The sequence below is a fragment of the Nitriliruptor sp. genome (genome assembly GCF_040882075.1).
Lineage (GTDB): Bacteria > Actinomycetota > Nitriliruptoria > Nitriliruptorales > Nitriliruptoraceae > Nitriliruptor.
This window is the reverse complement of the sequence record NZ_JBBEBZ010000171.1, coordinates 26253-40565: the sequence shown is the minus strand read 5'-3', so window position 1 is coordinate 40565 and position 14313 is coordinate 26253. Positions and strand designations below refer to the sequence as shown.

General features: G+C 72.1%; 13 protein-coding genes. 1 reads left to right on the top strand and 12 read right to left on the bottom strand.

What is annotated here, in order from left to right; translation table 11 throughout:
- Positions 1-11 precede the first annotated feature (11 nt).
- A complete protein-coding gene (gene typA, locus WEB03_RS11050; RefSeq protein ID WP_368071040.1) occupies positions 12-1880 on the bottom strand; it encodes a translational GTPase TypA in 1869 nt (622 codons plus the stop codon).
- Between the two features lie 201 nt (positions 1881-2081).
- Here typA and WEB03_RS11045 point away from each other — a divergent pair, with 201 nt between their 5' ends.
- The gene (locus WEB03_RS11045; protein WP_368071003.1) at positions 2082-3044 is read left to right on the top strand and encodes a TIGR03560 family F420-dependent LLM class oxidoreductase; all 963 of its coding nucleotides are present in this window, start codon (positions 2082-2084) and stop codon (positions 3042-3044) included.
- A gap of 242 nt (positions 3045-3286) precedes the next feature.
- On the opposite strand, the gene WEB03_RS11040 is transcribed toward WEB03_RS11045, so the two are convergent.
- From WEB03_RS11040 to WEB03_RS10990, 11 genes are all read right to left on the bottom strand, one after another.
- Positions 3287-3697 (bottom strand): PIN domain-containing protein, encoded by a 411-nt coding sequence (locus tag WEB03_RS11040; RefSeq protein ID WP_368071002.1) that lies wholly within the window; start codon positions 3695-3697, stop codon positions 3287-3289.
- Positions 3694-3948: an AbrB/MazE/SpoVT family DNA-binding domain-containing protein gene (locus tag WEB03_RS11035; protein ID WP_368071001.1), complete on the bottom strand. Its 255-nt coding sequence runs from the start codon at positions 3946-3948 to the stop codon at positions 3694-3696. Before WEB03_RS11035 ends, WEB03_RS11040 begins: the two co-directional genes overlap by 4 nt.
- A 441-nt stretch (positions 3949-4389) precedes the next feature.
- Positions 4390-5916, bottom strand: coding sequence for a DUF4153 domain-containing protein (locus WEB03_RS11030; protein WP_368071000.1), 1527 nt, complete (start codon positions 5914-5916; stop codon positions 4390-4392).
- A complete protein-coding gene (locus WEB03_RS11025) occupies positions 5906-6943 on the bottom strand; it encodes an ATP-binding protein (RefSeq protein ID WP_368070999.1) in 1038 nt (345 codons plus the stop codon). Before WEB03_RS11025 ends, WEB03_RS11030 begins: the two co-directional genes overlap by 11 nt.
- Positions 6940-7653, bottom strand: a complete 714-nt coding sequence (locus WEB03_RS11020; RefSeq protein ID WP_368070998.1) for a response regulator transcription factor — start codon at positions 7651-7653, stop codon at positions 6940-6942. Before WEB03_RS11020 ends, WEB03_RS11025 begins: the two co-directional genes overlap by 4 nt.
- 85 nt (positions 7654-7738) lie before the next feature.
- Positions 7739-9052, bottom strand: coding sequence for an MFS transporter (locus tag WEB03_RS11015; protein ID WP_368070997.1), 1314 nt, complete (start codon positions 9050-9052; stop codon positions 7739-7741).
- A 361-nt stretch (positions 9053-9413) separates the two neighbouring features.
- Positions 9414-10253: a LytR/AlgR family response regulator transcription factor gene (locus WEB03_RS11010; protein WP_368070996.1), complete on the bottom strand. Its 840-nt coding sequence runs from the start codon at positions 10251-10253 to the stop codon at positions 9414-9416.
- Between the two features lie 40 nt (positions 10254-10293).
- Positions 10294-11544, bottom strand: coding sequence for a histidine kinase (locus WEB03_RS11005; RefSeq protein ID WP_368070995.1), 1251 nt, complete (start codon positions 11542-11544; stop codon positions 10294-10296).
- Positions 11541-13247 carry a cation acetate symporter gene (locus WEB03_RS11000; protein WP_368070994.1) on the bottom strand — a complete coding sequence of 569 codons (1707 nt, stop codon included), beginning with the start codon at positions 13245-13247 and terminating at the stop codon, positions 11541-11543. Before WEB03_RS11000 ends, WEB03_RS11005 begins: the two co-directional genes overlap by 4 nt.
- Positions 13244-13606: a hypothetical protein gene (locus WEB03_RS10995; RefSeq protein ID WP_368070993.1), complete on the bottom strand. Its 363-nt coding sequence runs from the start codon at positions 13604-13606 to the stop codon at positions 13244-13246. The genes WEB03_RS11000 and WEB03_RS10995 overlap by 4 nt, the downstream gene beginning before the upstream one ends.
- 31 nt (positions 13607-13637) lie before the next feature.
- A complete protein-coding gene (locus WEB03_RS10990) occupies positions 13638-14078 on the bottom strand; it encodes a hypothetical protein (RefSeq protein WP_368070992.1) in 441 nt (146 codons plus the stop codon).
- Positions 14079-14313 lie beyond the last annotated feature (235 nt).

The following is a 14313-nucleotide window of genomic DNA, read 5'->3' as shown; positions in this document are numbered from 1 at the left end:
GAGACGGAGGGTCAGGCCGGGGCGGCGCCCTGCTTGGCGCGCTTGGCCTGACGACCGCGCAGCGTCGCCTGCAGTTCGACCTTGCGCAGACGCACCGCGTTGGGTGTCACCTCGACGGCCTCGTCCTCGCGGATGAACTCGAGCGCCTGGTCGAGGCTCATCGCCCGTGGGGGCGCCAGGCGGACCAGCTCGTCGCTGGTGGACGACCGCACGTTGGAGAGCTTCTTCTCCTTGGCGGGGTTGATGTCCATGTCCTCGGACCGGGCGTTCTCGCCCACGATCATGCCCTCGTAGACGTCGACGCCGGGGGCGACGAACAGCGCGCCGCGCTCCTGGAGGTTCATCAGCGCGAACTGGGTCGTGACGCCCTGGCGGTCAGCCACGAGCGAACCGTTGGCACGGGTGCGCAGCTCACCGACCCACGGCTCGAACCCGTCGAACACGTGGTGGATGATCCCGGTGCCGCGGGTCTCGGTGAGGAACTCGGTGCGGAACCCGATCAGGCCACGCGCCGGGACGCGGTAGTCGAGCCGGACCCACCCGGTGCCGTGGTTGACCATCTGCTCCATGCGGCCCTTGCGGAGGCCGAGCAGCTGGGTGACCACACCGACGTAGTCCTCGGGCACGTCGATGGACATGCGCTCGAACGGTTCGTGGACGACGCCGTCGATCTCGCGGGTGACCACGCGGGGCTTGCCGACGGTCAGCTCGAAGCCCTCGCGGCGCATGGTCTCGACGAGGATCGCGAGCTGGAGCTCACCGCGACCCTGGACCTCCCAGGTGTCGGGCCGTTCGGTCGGCAGCACCTTGAGCGACACGTTGCCGACGAGTTCGGCTTCGAGCCGGGCCTCGATCTGACGCGCCGTGAGCTTGTTCCCGTCCCGACCCGCGAGGGGGGAGGTGTTGACCCCGAGGGTCATGCCGAGCGACGGCTCGTCGACGGTGATGACCGGCAGCGGGCGCGGGTCGTCGGCATCGGCGAGCGTCTCACCGATGGTCACGTCGGCGATGCCGGCGACGGCGATGAGGTCACCGGGGCCGGCCGACTCGGCCGGGACGCGGTCGAGCGCCTCGGTGAGGTACAGCTCGCCGAGCTTCACCTTCTCGATGGTCCCGTCGTGCTTGCACCACGCGACGGTCTGCCCGCGACGGACGGTGCCCTGCTGGATGCGGCAGAGCGCGAGCCGCCCGAGGTACGGCGAGGCGTCGAGGTTGGTCACGAGCGCCTGGAACGGGTGCTCCGGGTCGTGTCGCGGCGGCGGCACGTGGGTCAGCAACGTGTCGAACAGCGGGCGTAGGTCGGTGCCGGGCACGTCCGGGTCGAGGGTGGCCTTGCCGTCGACCGCGACGGTGTAGAGCACCGGCAGGTCGACCTGGTCGTCGCCGGCACCGAGGTCGATCAGCAGGTCGTAGACCTCGTCGACGACCTCGGCGATGCGGGCGTCGGGCCGGTCGATCTTGTTGACCACGATGAGCACCGGCATCTTCTGCTCGAGCGCCTTGCGCAGCACGAACCGGGTCTGGGGGAGCGGACCCTCGGACGCGTCGACCAGCAGCAGGGCCGCGTCGACCATCGTGAGGGCGCGTTCCACCTCGCCACCGAAGTCGGCGTGGCCCGGGGTGTCCACGACGTTCACGGTGACCGTCTTGCGGCCGGTCGCGGTGGTCTGCCCCTCCGGGAGCGGGACCTCGACGGCGGTGTTCTTGGCCAGGATCGTGATGCCGCGCTCGCGTTCGAGGTCGTTGGAGTCCATGACGCGCTCGTCGACGTCCTGGTTGACACGGAACGCCCCGGACTGCCACAGCATCGCGTCGACCAGCGTGGTCTTGCCGTGGTCGACGTGGGCGATGATGGCGACGTTGCGCAGGTCGTCGCGCAGGGCGTCCCCACGGTCGAGGCGCGCGTTGGTCGTCCCGCGCTCGGGACGCGGATCGTTCGAGGCAGGCACGGGTGGTCCGATGTGTGTCGAGATGAGGGCTCACCCGGCGGTTCGAGGGGAGCGGTCGACCCCGGCCACAGGACCGGGGTCGAGGTGACAGGCTACCGGGACGCAGTCGACCATCGACCAGGAGCGTGCGGCGTGCGGGTGAACCTGAACATCGAGGGACAGGAGTCGGTCACCTGGCAGCAGTGGCTGGACATCGCCGCAGCCGTCGAGGATGCGGGGCTCGAAGGTCTGTTCCGCTCCGACCACTACCAGTCGGTCCAGAGCCGCACGGAGCGCTCATCGCTCGACGCCTGGTCGACGTTGGCTGCGCTCGGGCACGCCACATCGACCATCCGGCTCGGCACGATGGTGACGCCCACCTCCTTCCGCCACCCCTCGGTGCTGTGCAAGGACGTGGTGACGGCCGATCACGTGTCGGGTGGTCGGGTGGAGCTTGGGCTGGGTGCTGGCTGGCACGAGCTCGAGCACACCACCTACGGCTTCCCGTTCGAGGAGCTCGGTCACCGCTACGAGGTGTTCGAGGAGCAGCTCGAGATCATCGTCCGGCAGATGACCGAGGACCGGTTCGACTTCCGCGGTGAGCACTATCGCCTGGAGGGCTGCGAGGCGCGACCGAAGCCGGTCCAGTCACCGCGCGTGCCGATCATCCTCGGTGGTCGCGCCGGACCCCGCGCGGCGCGCCTGGCCGCCCGGTGGGCCGACGAGTACAACACGACCTTCCCGTCACCCGACGCGGTCCGCGAACGCAAGGCCAACATCGATCGAGCCTGCGAGGAGGCCGGCCGCGATCCGCTGGTGTTCTCGATGATGACCGGGTGCATCCTCGGCGCGAACGATGACGAGGTCGAGGACCGAGCCCGACGGCTGATGGCGCTCTCCGGCCGCGACGGTGACGCGGGTCACTGGCTCGACGGTCTGCGGGACGAGTGGATCATCGGCACCCCGGAGCAGGCCGCCGATCGGCTCGCGGACTACGCCGATGCCGGCCTGTCCCGGGTCTTCCTCCAGAACCAGCTCCACGACGACCTCGAGGTGGTCGCCCTGATCGGCGAGGTCGCCCGACTCGTCGCCGGCTCAGTTCGGCAGCGGTGTTGATGGGTACGAACAACGGCGGTTCCCGCCTGGGCTGGGAACCGTTCCCGATCCTTCTTCCGCGGAGGACGTGCGCGCATGAGATGGGTTGCTGACGATCGGTGGGTGGCTGACGATCGCCCTGTGCGTCACCAGCCACCCAACGGTCGCCAGCCACCCGTTGTGGGCCCTCGGCGGCGGAACCACCGGTAGGCAACCCGGGTATCGCTACCCGTCGCTACCCGTCGCAACCTGGCCACGCCTGGCTACCCGTTGGGCAGCAGAAGCGTTGAGTCGAGGCCGGCGAGTCCCGTTGCCAGGGTCGACTGGCGTCGGTCGAGCGTGAACAGTGGAAGGCCGTGATCGCGACACGTCAGGGCGATGAGGAGGTCGTGGACGTTCCCGCCGAGGTTCAGGGACCGGCCCGTGCGCAACACCTCCGCGTAAGCCGACGCGGGTGTCGCCACGATGCGGCCTTCCTCGCTCCAGGGAGCCAGGGTCGTCTCGACGGTCCGCGCGTCGAGGTTCCACGGCGCACGCCGCAGGGCCGCCCAGGTCTCGGCGAGGACGATCCCCGGCACCTGGCCGCGCGCGGCAGCGGCGACGTGGGGACGCGCGATGGCGTGGAACTCGTGGTTGGTGATCAGGCCCGCCACCAAGACGGAGGTGTCGATCACCGGTCATCGCGTTGCAGGTGAATGGCCTCGGTGGTTTCGGCGTTGCTCACCGTGCCGACGTCATCGAGGGTGACGACCGGAAGTCCGTCTTCGCCGGAGGTGACGGTGGCCTGACGGCGTCGCTCGAGCAGCACACCTTCAGGCGTGGAGACGAGCTCGAGGGCACCACCATCGGGCAGGCCCAGTCGTTCACGTTCGGCCTGTGGGATGACGACGCGGCCCTGTGCGTCCACCTTGACGGTGACGGTCATGGAAAGCCTCCTCTGCTACCACCGTGATGGTGTCACGGTTCCATCGGCGTGGCAACGTTCCTTCGTGTCTCAAAACGTAAGATGCGCGAGCCACTCGGATGCGCCCGGATCCATCAGGTCTCTACGGCGGTTCTACACCGGTCCGCGGACACACTCGTCGCCGGTGACCTGGGTCGAGGATGTGGGTGGCTGACGGTCGGTGGGTGGCTGGTGACGCACCAGCGCGTCGTCAGCCACCCGGCGAACGTGAGCCACCCGACGATCGCCAGCGACCCGGTTCCGAGCCGAGCCAGTAGGCAACGCCCGTTGTCCGTATCTCAGCAACACCCGCTGCCGAACTTGTCGCCGGCTGATCCCGGCAGCCGGTATCGACGTGCGCCCCGACCCGTGTGACACGGCGGCCGTCCACAGGCGATCGCTGTCGCACGTCGGGCGTCCGCTTCAGGGGGAGCTGCCACCCGCGGGCTCTTGGCAGGGGACGTCCGGTGCGGCGGGTAGCTGCCTGGCCACCGCGCGGGACCGGTTCCACTCGAGCGGGTCGTCGGGGAGCGCGAGGCGCTCAGGCGACCCGCCGTACGACCACCCGCGGTGCGAGACGCAGGCCCGGACCTCAGCGGGCAGCTCCGCGATCGCCGGTGCGGCGTCGGCCGACAGGGTCGACAGGAGCCAGACGTCGAGCTCCCCGGTCGCCTCGAACCGCTCGACGTTCAGACGCGCGACGATGGCGTCCGGCTGGACCATCCCGAAGATCAGGAGCGCGAGCCCGGTCCACGCGACGGCGGCGCGTGGCAGGTGCTCGGATCGTCGCCAGGCACCGAGGACGACCACGAGCACGAACAGCACGCCGATCCAGACGATCGTCGCGTGCGCGGTCACCCGGTCCCGGGTGAAGCCGAACGCGGCCTCGTACAGCGACAACCGTTGGAACGCGGACACGAGCACGACGAGCGTCAGGCCGCACAGCGCGGCGAGCAGTCCGCGACGCAGCCGCGCGTCACGTTCGTCCCGAGGTGCCGCGTACCGCGAGGCGACCGCGACGACACCGAGGGTCAGGATCGCGACGGTGAGCAGCTGTCCGAACCCCTCCCGGGCGTACGCGGCGTAGGTCAGCCCCGAGGTCCGCTGCACGAGCGCGTCGCCGCCGAACAGGGTCCCAGCCTGGACCAGGACGAAGGCGGCGAACAACCCCACCAGCGTCGCGAGCGGCACGATCCACTCGGAGCCCGCCAGGCTCGACGTCGGGACGCGGGTCAGGTCGTCGTCGGGGCGAGATCGGCTGAGGAGCAGGGTCAGGCTGCCGCTGGCGAAGATGCCGCCGATGACCACCCGCAGGAGCAGGGAATCGAGCGACAGCTCGGGGATCACCGCGTCGAGGAGGCCGGCGAAGGCCGCGTCGGCGGACCGGAACAGCCCACCGAAGACGAGCAGCAGCGCGGTGGTGACGAGCCCCGTGCGGACGTGCCGTCCCCACCTCGCGCCCGACGGCACCGCCCGCTGGATCGCCCGGCTCGCGGCCCCGAGCCCGGTGAAGGTCACCAGCACGGTGCGGAGGACCGGAGCCACCGTGCCGAGCCAGGTGCGGCCACCGCCGACGGCGAGCAGGCCGAGTCCGGCCGAAGCCGGGGCCGTCAGCGCCAGGACCCAGGCCGCGTCGGTGACGGTCGGGAGGACCGAGAGCGCGAGGGCGTTCGCTGCGAACGTCCAGCGCCAGGGGTCGCCACCGAAGGCGCCGGCGTCGTCCCCGCGACGGCTGGCGACGACGGCAGCGGCGACCGCGAACCCGGACAGCACCAGCGCGATGCCGACCTCGCGGTAGGGGAGCAGTAGCGCCGCGATCAGCCCCGCCGTGAGGGCGAGCGCGAGCTGCGACGGCGTCAGCTCCGGACGCTCCAGCGGTGGTGGAGCGCCCGTCGGTGGCCCCGGCGGCGGAGGCGGCTGGGTCGACGTCGAGGGGGTGTCAGCGGACACGGGATGGCTCCTGGTGCTGGTCGGTGGGAGGCGCCGGCGGGAGGGTCAGGACGATGCGGCACCCGGGCCGGTGCGTCGGGTCGACGCGCAGCTGCCCCCCGTGGCGTTCGATGATCTCGCGCGAGATCGACAGGCCCAGCCCGGTGCCGCCCCGTCCGGTGCCCGGCTCGGCGTCGGTGCGGTGGAAGCGGGCGAAGACGCGCTCGAGCTCCCGCGGGTCGATACCGGGGCCCTCGTCGACCACGGCGAGTTCCACACCCCCGCCGAGGAGCCGATGCCCGGAGATCTCGACGTCGCTACCGGGCGGTGCGTGCCGCCGAGCGTTGGTGAGCAGGTTGACGAGCACCTGCTGGATCCGACCCTCGTCCACCTCGGCCAGCAGCGAACCGGCCGGGATGGTGACGCGCACGGGCGGCCCGCCATCGGCGGTCGCGACGGTCGTCGCCGCGCGCTCGGCCGTGGCGTGCAGATCGATCTCGCGGCGTTCGAGGGTGACGACGCCAGCCTCGAGCCGTGACAGGTCGAGCAGTTGCTCGACGAGCACCTGGAGGCGTTCGGTCTGGGCGAGCACGTCGGCGAGCGTCGCGGGATCGGCATCCTCGACCCCGTCGACGAGGTTCTCGGCGACGGCCCGCAAGGCGGCGATGGGGGTGCGCAGCTCGTGGGCGGCGTTCGCGACCAGCTCACGTCGCAACCGATCGGTCGCGGCGAGCTCCTCGGCCATCGCGTTGAACGCCCGGCCGAGGTCGCCGACCTCGTCGCGTGACGTCGCGGTGACGGGTTCGTGTCCCTCACCCGCGGCGAGCTTCGTGGCGGCGCGGGCCATCTCGCGCAGCGGTGAGGTCATCCCGTGCGCGAGCACCTGCACGACCACGAGCGCCACGATCACCGCCCCGGCGGCGACCGGGACCGGCGGCCAACCGGCACGGTCGCCGAGCTCGATCACCGCGACGGTGGCGATGACGGCGACGACGATGACGACCCCGAGCTTGAGCTTGATGGAGCCGAGCCGGTCGAGCGGCCTCACGAGGTCGGCCCGTTGGGTCCCCGACGGGTCGTCTCCTCGAGCGCGTACCCGACCCCGTGTGCGGTACGGATGAGCTCGGCACCGAGCTTGCGGCGCAGGGAGGCGACGTGCGAGTCGACGGTCCGCGTGGAGGCGCCGTCACGGAACCCCCACACATCGTGGAGCAGCTGGTCGCGTGTGCAGACCACGCCCGGTCGGTGCGCGAGTCGCAGCAGCAGGTCGAACTCGGTCGCGGTCAGGTGGACCGATGAACCAGCGCGCGTCACCTGGCGCCGCCCGGTGTCGATGGCGAGCTCGCCGATGATGAGCCGTTCGTCGGTCCCCAGCGTTCCCGAGGCGTGGTCAGCGCGGCGGAGGAGGGCAGCGATGCGGGCGACGAGTTCGCGCGGGCTGAAGGGCTTGGTCACGTAGTCGTCCGCGCCGACGCCGAGCCCGACGATCAGATCGGTCTCGTCGTCGCGGGCGGTGAGCATGAGCACCGGCACGTGGCGGTCCCGTTGGATCCGCCGGCACACCTCGATGCCGTCCATCCCCGGCAGTCCGAGGTCGAGGATCACGAGGTCCGGACGGAGACGCTCGACGAGCGCGATGCCCGTGGGGCCGTCGCCAGCGAGCTCGACCCGGTACCCCTCCGCCTGCAGACGCTTCGCGACCGACGAGGCGATGATGGCTTCGTCCTCGATGACGGCGATGGTGGCTCGGGTGTCCATGGACTGGACACTACGACGCCGGTGTCGGTGACCTGTGGCGGTGATGTGCGGATCCTGTGCAGACCCGGGGGAGCGCTGTCCCGGCTCAGGGGTGCTCGGCGCCGGCGCTGACCTCGGGGAGCGAGGCGGCGACCACCACGCCGAGCACGCCGAGCGCCGCGAGGAACAGCAGCGCGACCTCGGCGCCGATGGTCGCAGCTGCGGCGCTCAGGCCCCCGGCGATGAGCAGGATCAACCCCATCGCCGTGTTCGACACCGCGATGTAGTCGGTCCGCTCGTTGCCCTCGGCGAGGTCGACCACGTAGGTCTTGCGCCCGATCCGTGACCCCGTGTGTGCGACGGCGAGCAGCAGGTAGGCGCCGGGGTACACGAGCTGCAGTTCGGCGATGGCATCGACCTGGACGGCAGCCACGAACAGCACGATGACCGTCGCGGAGAGCCCGGCGGCCCACTGCATGGTCGCCCGGCTCGAGCGGTCGGACGCGCGCCCCCAGAACCGGCCCGTGATGAGCGCCGCGATGCCGCTGGAGATGACGAACGCTCCGAGGCCCTGCAGCCCGGCACCGCCTCGCTCGGTCGCCAGCGCGACCACGAACGGCGGGCTCAGCGCGGACACGAGCAGCAGCGAGCGGGTCGTGACGAACCGGCGGAAGGGTGCGTCGTCGCGGAGCAGCTCGACGGCGTGCGCGATCGGGGACTCGGCGGGACCGTCGTCACGCTCACCCGGTGCCTCGCGAACGCGCGAGTAGACGGCGGCCGCGGCGACCCAGACGGCGGCCGCGGCGACGAGGAGCCAGGCGTAGGTCGAGGTCGGTGTGTCCTGCCCGCCGACGAACCGCATCAGCGAGCCCACGCTGATCGCCGCGAGCCCCGCCCCGACCGTGCTCAGCCCGCTGATCTGGCCACGCTGCCCCTTCGGCAGCGTGCGCCCGAGCACGTCCTTGGAGGCGAACGAGGACGCGGCACGAGCCAGCGAGAAGACCGCCAGCGTGCCGAGCAGGCCGACCCCCGCCGCCGTGCCGGTCAGGGTCGCCGTGACGAGCGCCATCGCGACGACCGCGACCGCCTGGAGGAGACCGCCCCCGACCCAGACCCACTTGCGGACCGCGAGCCGCCGTACCCGGGGTGCGAGGAACACCTGCGGCACCATCGATCCGGCGTCGCGGATCGGCACCAGCAGCCCCACGATCGCCGCGGGTGCACCGGTCGCGGCGACCAGCCAGGTGAGCACCGTCTTGGCGTCCACGACGAGGTCACCGACGTTCTGGAGGGTGTGAGCGGACACCAGGCGCGTGGCGTTGCTCGGCACCGCGGCGGCCACCTCGGGAGCGAGCTCCGAGGGATCGCTGGCTTCCGACGCGACGAAGGTCGCGTGGAAGCGGTCGCTGAAGGAACTCACGAGTCGTGCACCCGTCGGTCGGAGGTGTGCCGCCCGGACCCTACGATGCGCGTGTGGCGGTGCGGTCGAAGGTATGTGCGGATCTCGTGCACTCGCACACGCGGACCAGGGTGTCCTGGGCGAGCTCCTCGGCGACCGTCCGGTCTCCCACGTAGAGGGCGAGGAGGCCGACGAGCACCGGTGCTCACGCTCGCAGAACGTCGACACCTCACCGGGGTCACCACCCGGCGAGCCTCGCCACGCTGCGCCACTCACGTCTGTCCCCGAGCCTCGGGCCGGTGGCCCGCCCGGTGGGGTGTCGCTCGGCGACGCGGGAACGTCGCCGCGCCGAGGCAGACGTGCGTCGGCCGCGGGCGTCCGGTCAGACCCCTAGCCGCGCGCGGACCGCCGCGGCCTGCCGTCGGGCCACGGGGACCACGGCTCGGTCGTGATCGGCCATGACCAACTGCAGGGTCCCGCCGACCTGCGGGATCACCTCGCGGACGTGGCGGAGGTTGACCAGGTAGGAGCGGTGCGTTCGGACGAAGCCGTCGGAGAAGCGCGTCTCGAGGTCAGCGAGGGTGTAGCTGGTGAGTAGCTTGTCCTCGACGAGCGGGGTCGGCGCGCCGCCCGGTGCGACGAGCTTGAGCTCGGCGTACCCGCGCGCGGCCTCGGCGAAGGCGACCCGCACCTCGTCGACGAGGATGATCCGGTCACCCCGGTGGACGGGCAGCCGGATTCCTTGCCGCGGCGTGCTCTGCGGCGCGGACCCGTCGGTCACCGCGGTCTCGCGGGCGTCCGACGCCGCGTCCCCGTCGTCCTCCCGGCGGTCCGGGGCGCGTCCGAGCGCGCGGTCGAGCGCGCGGCGCAGCCGTTCGGCGTCGAAGGGCTTGATCAGGTAGTCGGTCGCAGCGAGGTCGAACGCCTCGACGGCGTGGTCGGCGTAGGCGGTCGTGAAGATGATCGCCGGAGCCCGGCTCGTCTCCCCGTCCGCGGTCGCGCGACCGACCTGCAGCTCGCGGGCCAGCGCGAGACCACCGACGCCGGGCATGCGGACGTCGAGCAGGAGCACGTCGTAGTCGACCGCGTCCAGCAGGACCTTGGCCTCCTCCGCGGTCGTCGCTTCGCCGACCACCTCGACGTCGTCGAAGCGTGCCAGCAGGTGACGCAACTCGTCGCGAGCGGGAGCCTCGTCGTCGACGATCAGGCAGCGGGCTGTCACCGTCGATCCCTGTCTCTGGTCGTCCTCGGACGCGCGCTGATCACCGGGGCGGTCGCATCGGTAGCCGGAGGCGGACGGTGGTCCCCTCGCCGAGGGTGGACCGTACGTCCACCTCGTGGCGGTCGCCGTAGAGGAGCTGCAGCCGCTCGGCGATGTTCGCCAGCCCGACGCCGTGCCCGTCACCGGCGGGAGCGCCCCGCAGGACCTGCTCGAGCTGCGCCGGGTCCATCCCGACGCCGTCGTCGCGGACCACCACCTCGACCACCTGTGCCAGCGGATCGACCCGGGCTCGCAGCGTCACGCGTCCCCGGCCGACCTTGGCCGCCACCCCGTGCTTGATGGCGTTCTCGATCAGCGGCTGGATCACGAGCACCGGGACCGCGACACCGAGCACCTGAGGGTCGACGTCGAGGTCGACCTCGAGCTCGTCGCCGAAACGGGCCTGCTCGAGGGTGACGTAGGTCCGCACGAAGGCGTACTCCTGCGCGAACTCCGCGAACTGGCCGTGCTGGCGGACCGCGTAGCGGAAGAAGTCCGCGAGCCGGATCAGCAGCTGGCGGGCCGCCTCCGGGTCGGTGCGGACGCGCGCCGCGATCGTGTTCAGGGTGTTGAACAGGAAATGCGGGTTGATCTGGGACCGGAGGGCCTCGAGCCGCGCATCCGAGCTCCTGCGCGCCTCCGCCTGGAGGTCGGCGAGGTCGAGTGTCAGCGACAGGATCCCGGCCACGGACGCGACCAGCTCGGAGTCCGGCGGAGGTTCCGCCGTCCGGTAGACGGTCACCGACCCGACGATGGTGTCGCGGACCACGAGGGGAGCGATGGTCGCGGTGCGGAGGGGGCAGCCCGGCTCCGGGCACCCGAGCCCGCCGGTGACGACCACCGTCTCACCGGTGCTGAAGGTCCGTTCGCGTGCTGGGGTCCACAGCGCGGACCCCTCGGCGTGGTGGTCGTGGCCGGGTCCGACGAACGCGAGCATCCGTTCCCGGTCGGTGATCGCGACGGCATCCCCGCCGAGCAGCGGCCGGAGCAGTTCGACGGTGCGGCGGGCCGAGCTGCGGCTGAGCCCGTCCTCCATGGCCCCCGTGGTCGGGACGGGGATCGCGATCCGCCGACGGCGCGCACGTGGACCGCGCAGCGTCGAGGCGTACCCGACGATCAGCACGTCGGTGAGGATCACGCCCGCGGTGATCGTCAGACCCGCCGACAGCGGCGGGTCGGCGAGCTGCTGGCTCACCACGGCGACCACCACCCACACCAGGGTGACGACCACGACGAGGGGGGCGACGGTCACCGCCGGCCTCCCCGCAGGGTGAGCGCGGTCATGCGCTCCACCTGCCGGTCCGCCGCCGTCCCGTGCATGCGGACCCACGCCTCCGTCGCATCGCCAGGGTCCGGGTCGCGCCGTGAGACGACGGCGACCGCGAGCGTCGACAGCGGGGCCGCGACGAGCGTCGGCGCGAGCAGGATGGCGCCGATCCCCACGCTCGGGTCGGCGCCGCTCCAGAGCCCGACCACCAGGGCGGTCACCGCGGTCACCCCGCCCACCACGATGCCGGCGACGGCGCCCCGTGCGGTGGTGCCCCGCCACCAGATGCTGGTGAGCAGGGTCGGGGTGATCGCGCTGCCCGCGAGCGCGAACGCCCAGGTCACCATCGTGGCGATGACGGAGGGGAAGATGCCGAGCAACCGGGACGGCTCCACCGCCAACGCGACGAGCGCGGCCAGCGCGGACACCACGACGATCGCGACACGTCCCGCGGCGACCGCTTCGCCGGGACCGGCGTCCGGTCGGAGCACCTGGGTGACCACGTCGTGCCCCCACGAGGCCGCCGCGGCCAGGAGCAGGCCACCGATCGTCGACACCATCGCGGCGAAGGCGGCCGTGGCGACGAGACCGATCCCGGTCGTCCCGGCGACGATCCGTCCGAGGACGAGCAGTGCGTGTTCGGGGACACGCAGCACGCCGTCGACGGTGAGTGCTGCGAGCCACGGTTCGTCCGCTGCGCGGGGGATCAGGACGCGCGCGGCCGTGCCCAGCAGCACCGCGAGTGCGTAGAAGATCCCCGCCAGACCGAGGACCCACACGGTCGTGGTCCGCGCTGCGCGTCCGGTCGGGGAGGTGAAGTAGCGGTTCATCACGTGGGGGAGACCTGCGGTGCCGAGAACGAGCGTGACCAGGAGGGCCGCCTGACCGGTGGCGCCGTACCGCGCCCCGGGCCGAGCGAAGCTCGCGTCCCCACCGTGGATCCGGTCGGGCACGGTCTGGAGCTCGTCGCCGACGACGGCGGTCAGCGGACCGGTGCTGGCTTCCTCGACAGCGACGTCGTAGCGGAACCCGCCTGCGGTCACGATCGCCACCAGCCACACCAGCACGGCCAGGAGGAAGCCGAACTGGAGCGCCTGGTTCCAGGTGGTGCCGCGCATGCCGCCCACCACGACGACGGCGCTGACGGCGGTCGCGGACACGATGACCCCCGTGGCGTACGGGCTGAGGCCGAGCATCCCCGTGCCGACGAGCAGCTCCCAGGTCATGCCGCTGCCCACCGCCTGCGGCACGAGGTAGGACAGGATCACCAGCTCGACCGCCACGACGGCCACGAGCCGGACCCGGTCGGTCGCGTGCGCGGCGGCGGCGTCGCGGCCGACCGTCGGTGGGGCGAACCTGGTCGCCAGGAAGTCGGGCAGGGACACGGCGCCGAGCCGCCGCAGCGGCGCCGCGACGAAGAGCAGCACCGGGACGAAGCCCGCGGCGAACCCGGTCGCGTACCAGACGCCGTCGAGCCCGGAGGCGTACACGGCCGCGGCGACTCCGAGGAACGAGGCCGCCGACAGGTAGTCGCCGCAGATCGCGCAGGCGTTGGTCGCGGTCCCCGTGCGTCGCCCGGCGAGGAAGAAGTCCAGGGTCGTGGTCCGTGTGCGGTGCCAGGCGAGCGCGGAGGTGGCCACCACCACGAACCCGAAGAGCATCAGGGTCGCGAGGTCGAGCGACCTCACGGGCCGCCGTCCGGGTCGGGGCCGCCGAGCATCCGGTCCTCGATGGAGCTCGCGAGCGTGGCGGCCGCGATGCCGAGCACGAGGAAGAACACGTACAGGCCCACCGCTGCCACGAGGAAGTTCGGGGACAGGCCGCCCGCCAGACGTGACTCGCTCCACCACGGCAGCAGGAGCGTGAGCGCGGGGACCGTGCCCGTCACGAGCAGGAAGACCAGTCCGTAGCCCAGGGCGGTGCGCAGCTGGGTCTGCGCGGCCGCGTCGACCTCGGCCGGCGTATCGGTCGACGAGGAGAAACCGGCCGTCGCGTCATCCGCCGCGTCGGTACCGGTGTCGCGTCGGTCTCCCGTCCAGGCTCCCACGACGAGGGACCGTAGCCCCCGTCGTGCCCGCTCAGGATGCGGGGTCCGCACGGGCGAGCAGCTGCCGGGTCGCGAGCGCAGCCAGGAAGCCGCCGATCAGGGTCAGCACGAGCCCGAACGAGGGCGCGCACACGCGGAAGTCGCACCCGATCGCCACGAGCCGCGCGACCTGCCAGCCGCCGATCGCGAGCGGCGTGATCGCGAGCACGAGGGCGTGAGCCAGCGCGAGACCGCGGCGCCGGATGAAGGCGCCGGCGAGCCCGATCCCACCGGCGGACAGGGTGTAGAGGCCACCTCCCTGCACCCCGAGGACGTTGCCGCCCACCGTGTCGATCCAGGGGGTGACGGCACCGACGAGCACGATGATCGCCGCGATGATGAGCCGCCGATCCGCACGGTGTGGTGCCGCGCCACGAGGCGAGGCGGGCGGTGTCGCGGCGGTCCGGGACGCGGACGGGGATGAGGTGTTCACAGCCCGACCCTACGGACCGCTGAGCGCCGGGCCGTGGGCGGGGTGACCAGCGGTCGCCAGCACCCTGCCACCGGACCGGCAGCCGGGACGAACGGTCGGCCACCGCCGCCGGACGTCACCTCCGTCCCGCTCGCGCCGCCCGGGGTGGCGCGGCGACCGTTCGGGAGGTGGCCGTTGCTCGGAGGCGTCGAGGGCGACAGCGTGGATCCCGGCGCCACCCCGTGCGTGAGCCCGC

Coding starts and splice junctions, on each gene's coding strand:
- WEB03_RS11020 (WP_368070998.1), bottom strand. CDS start 7,653: ATGGACACCCGAGCCACCATCGCCGTCATCGAGGACGAAGCCATCATC.
- WEB03_RS11035 (WP_368071001.1), bottom strand. CDS start 3,948: ATGACCGTCACCGTCAAGGTGGACGCACAGGGCCGCGTCGTCATCCCA.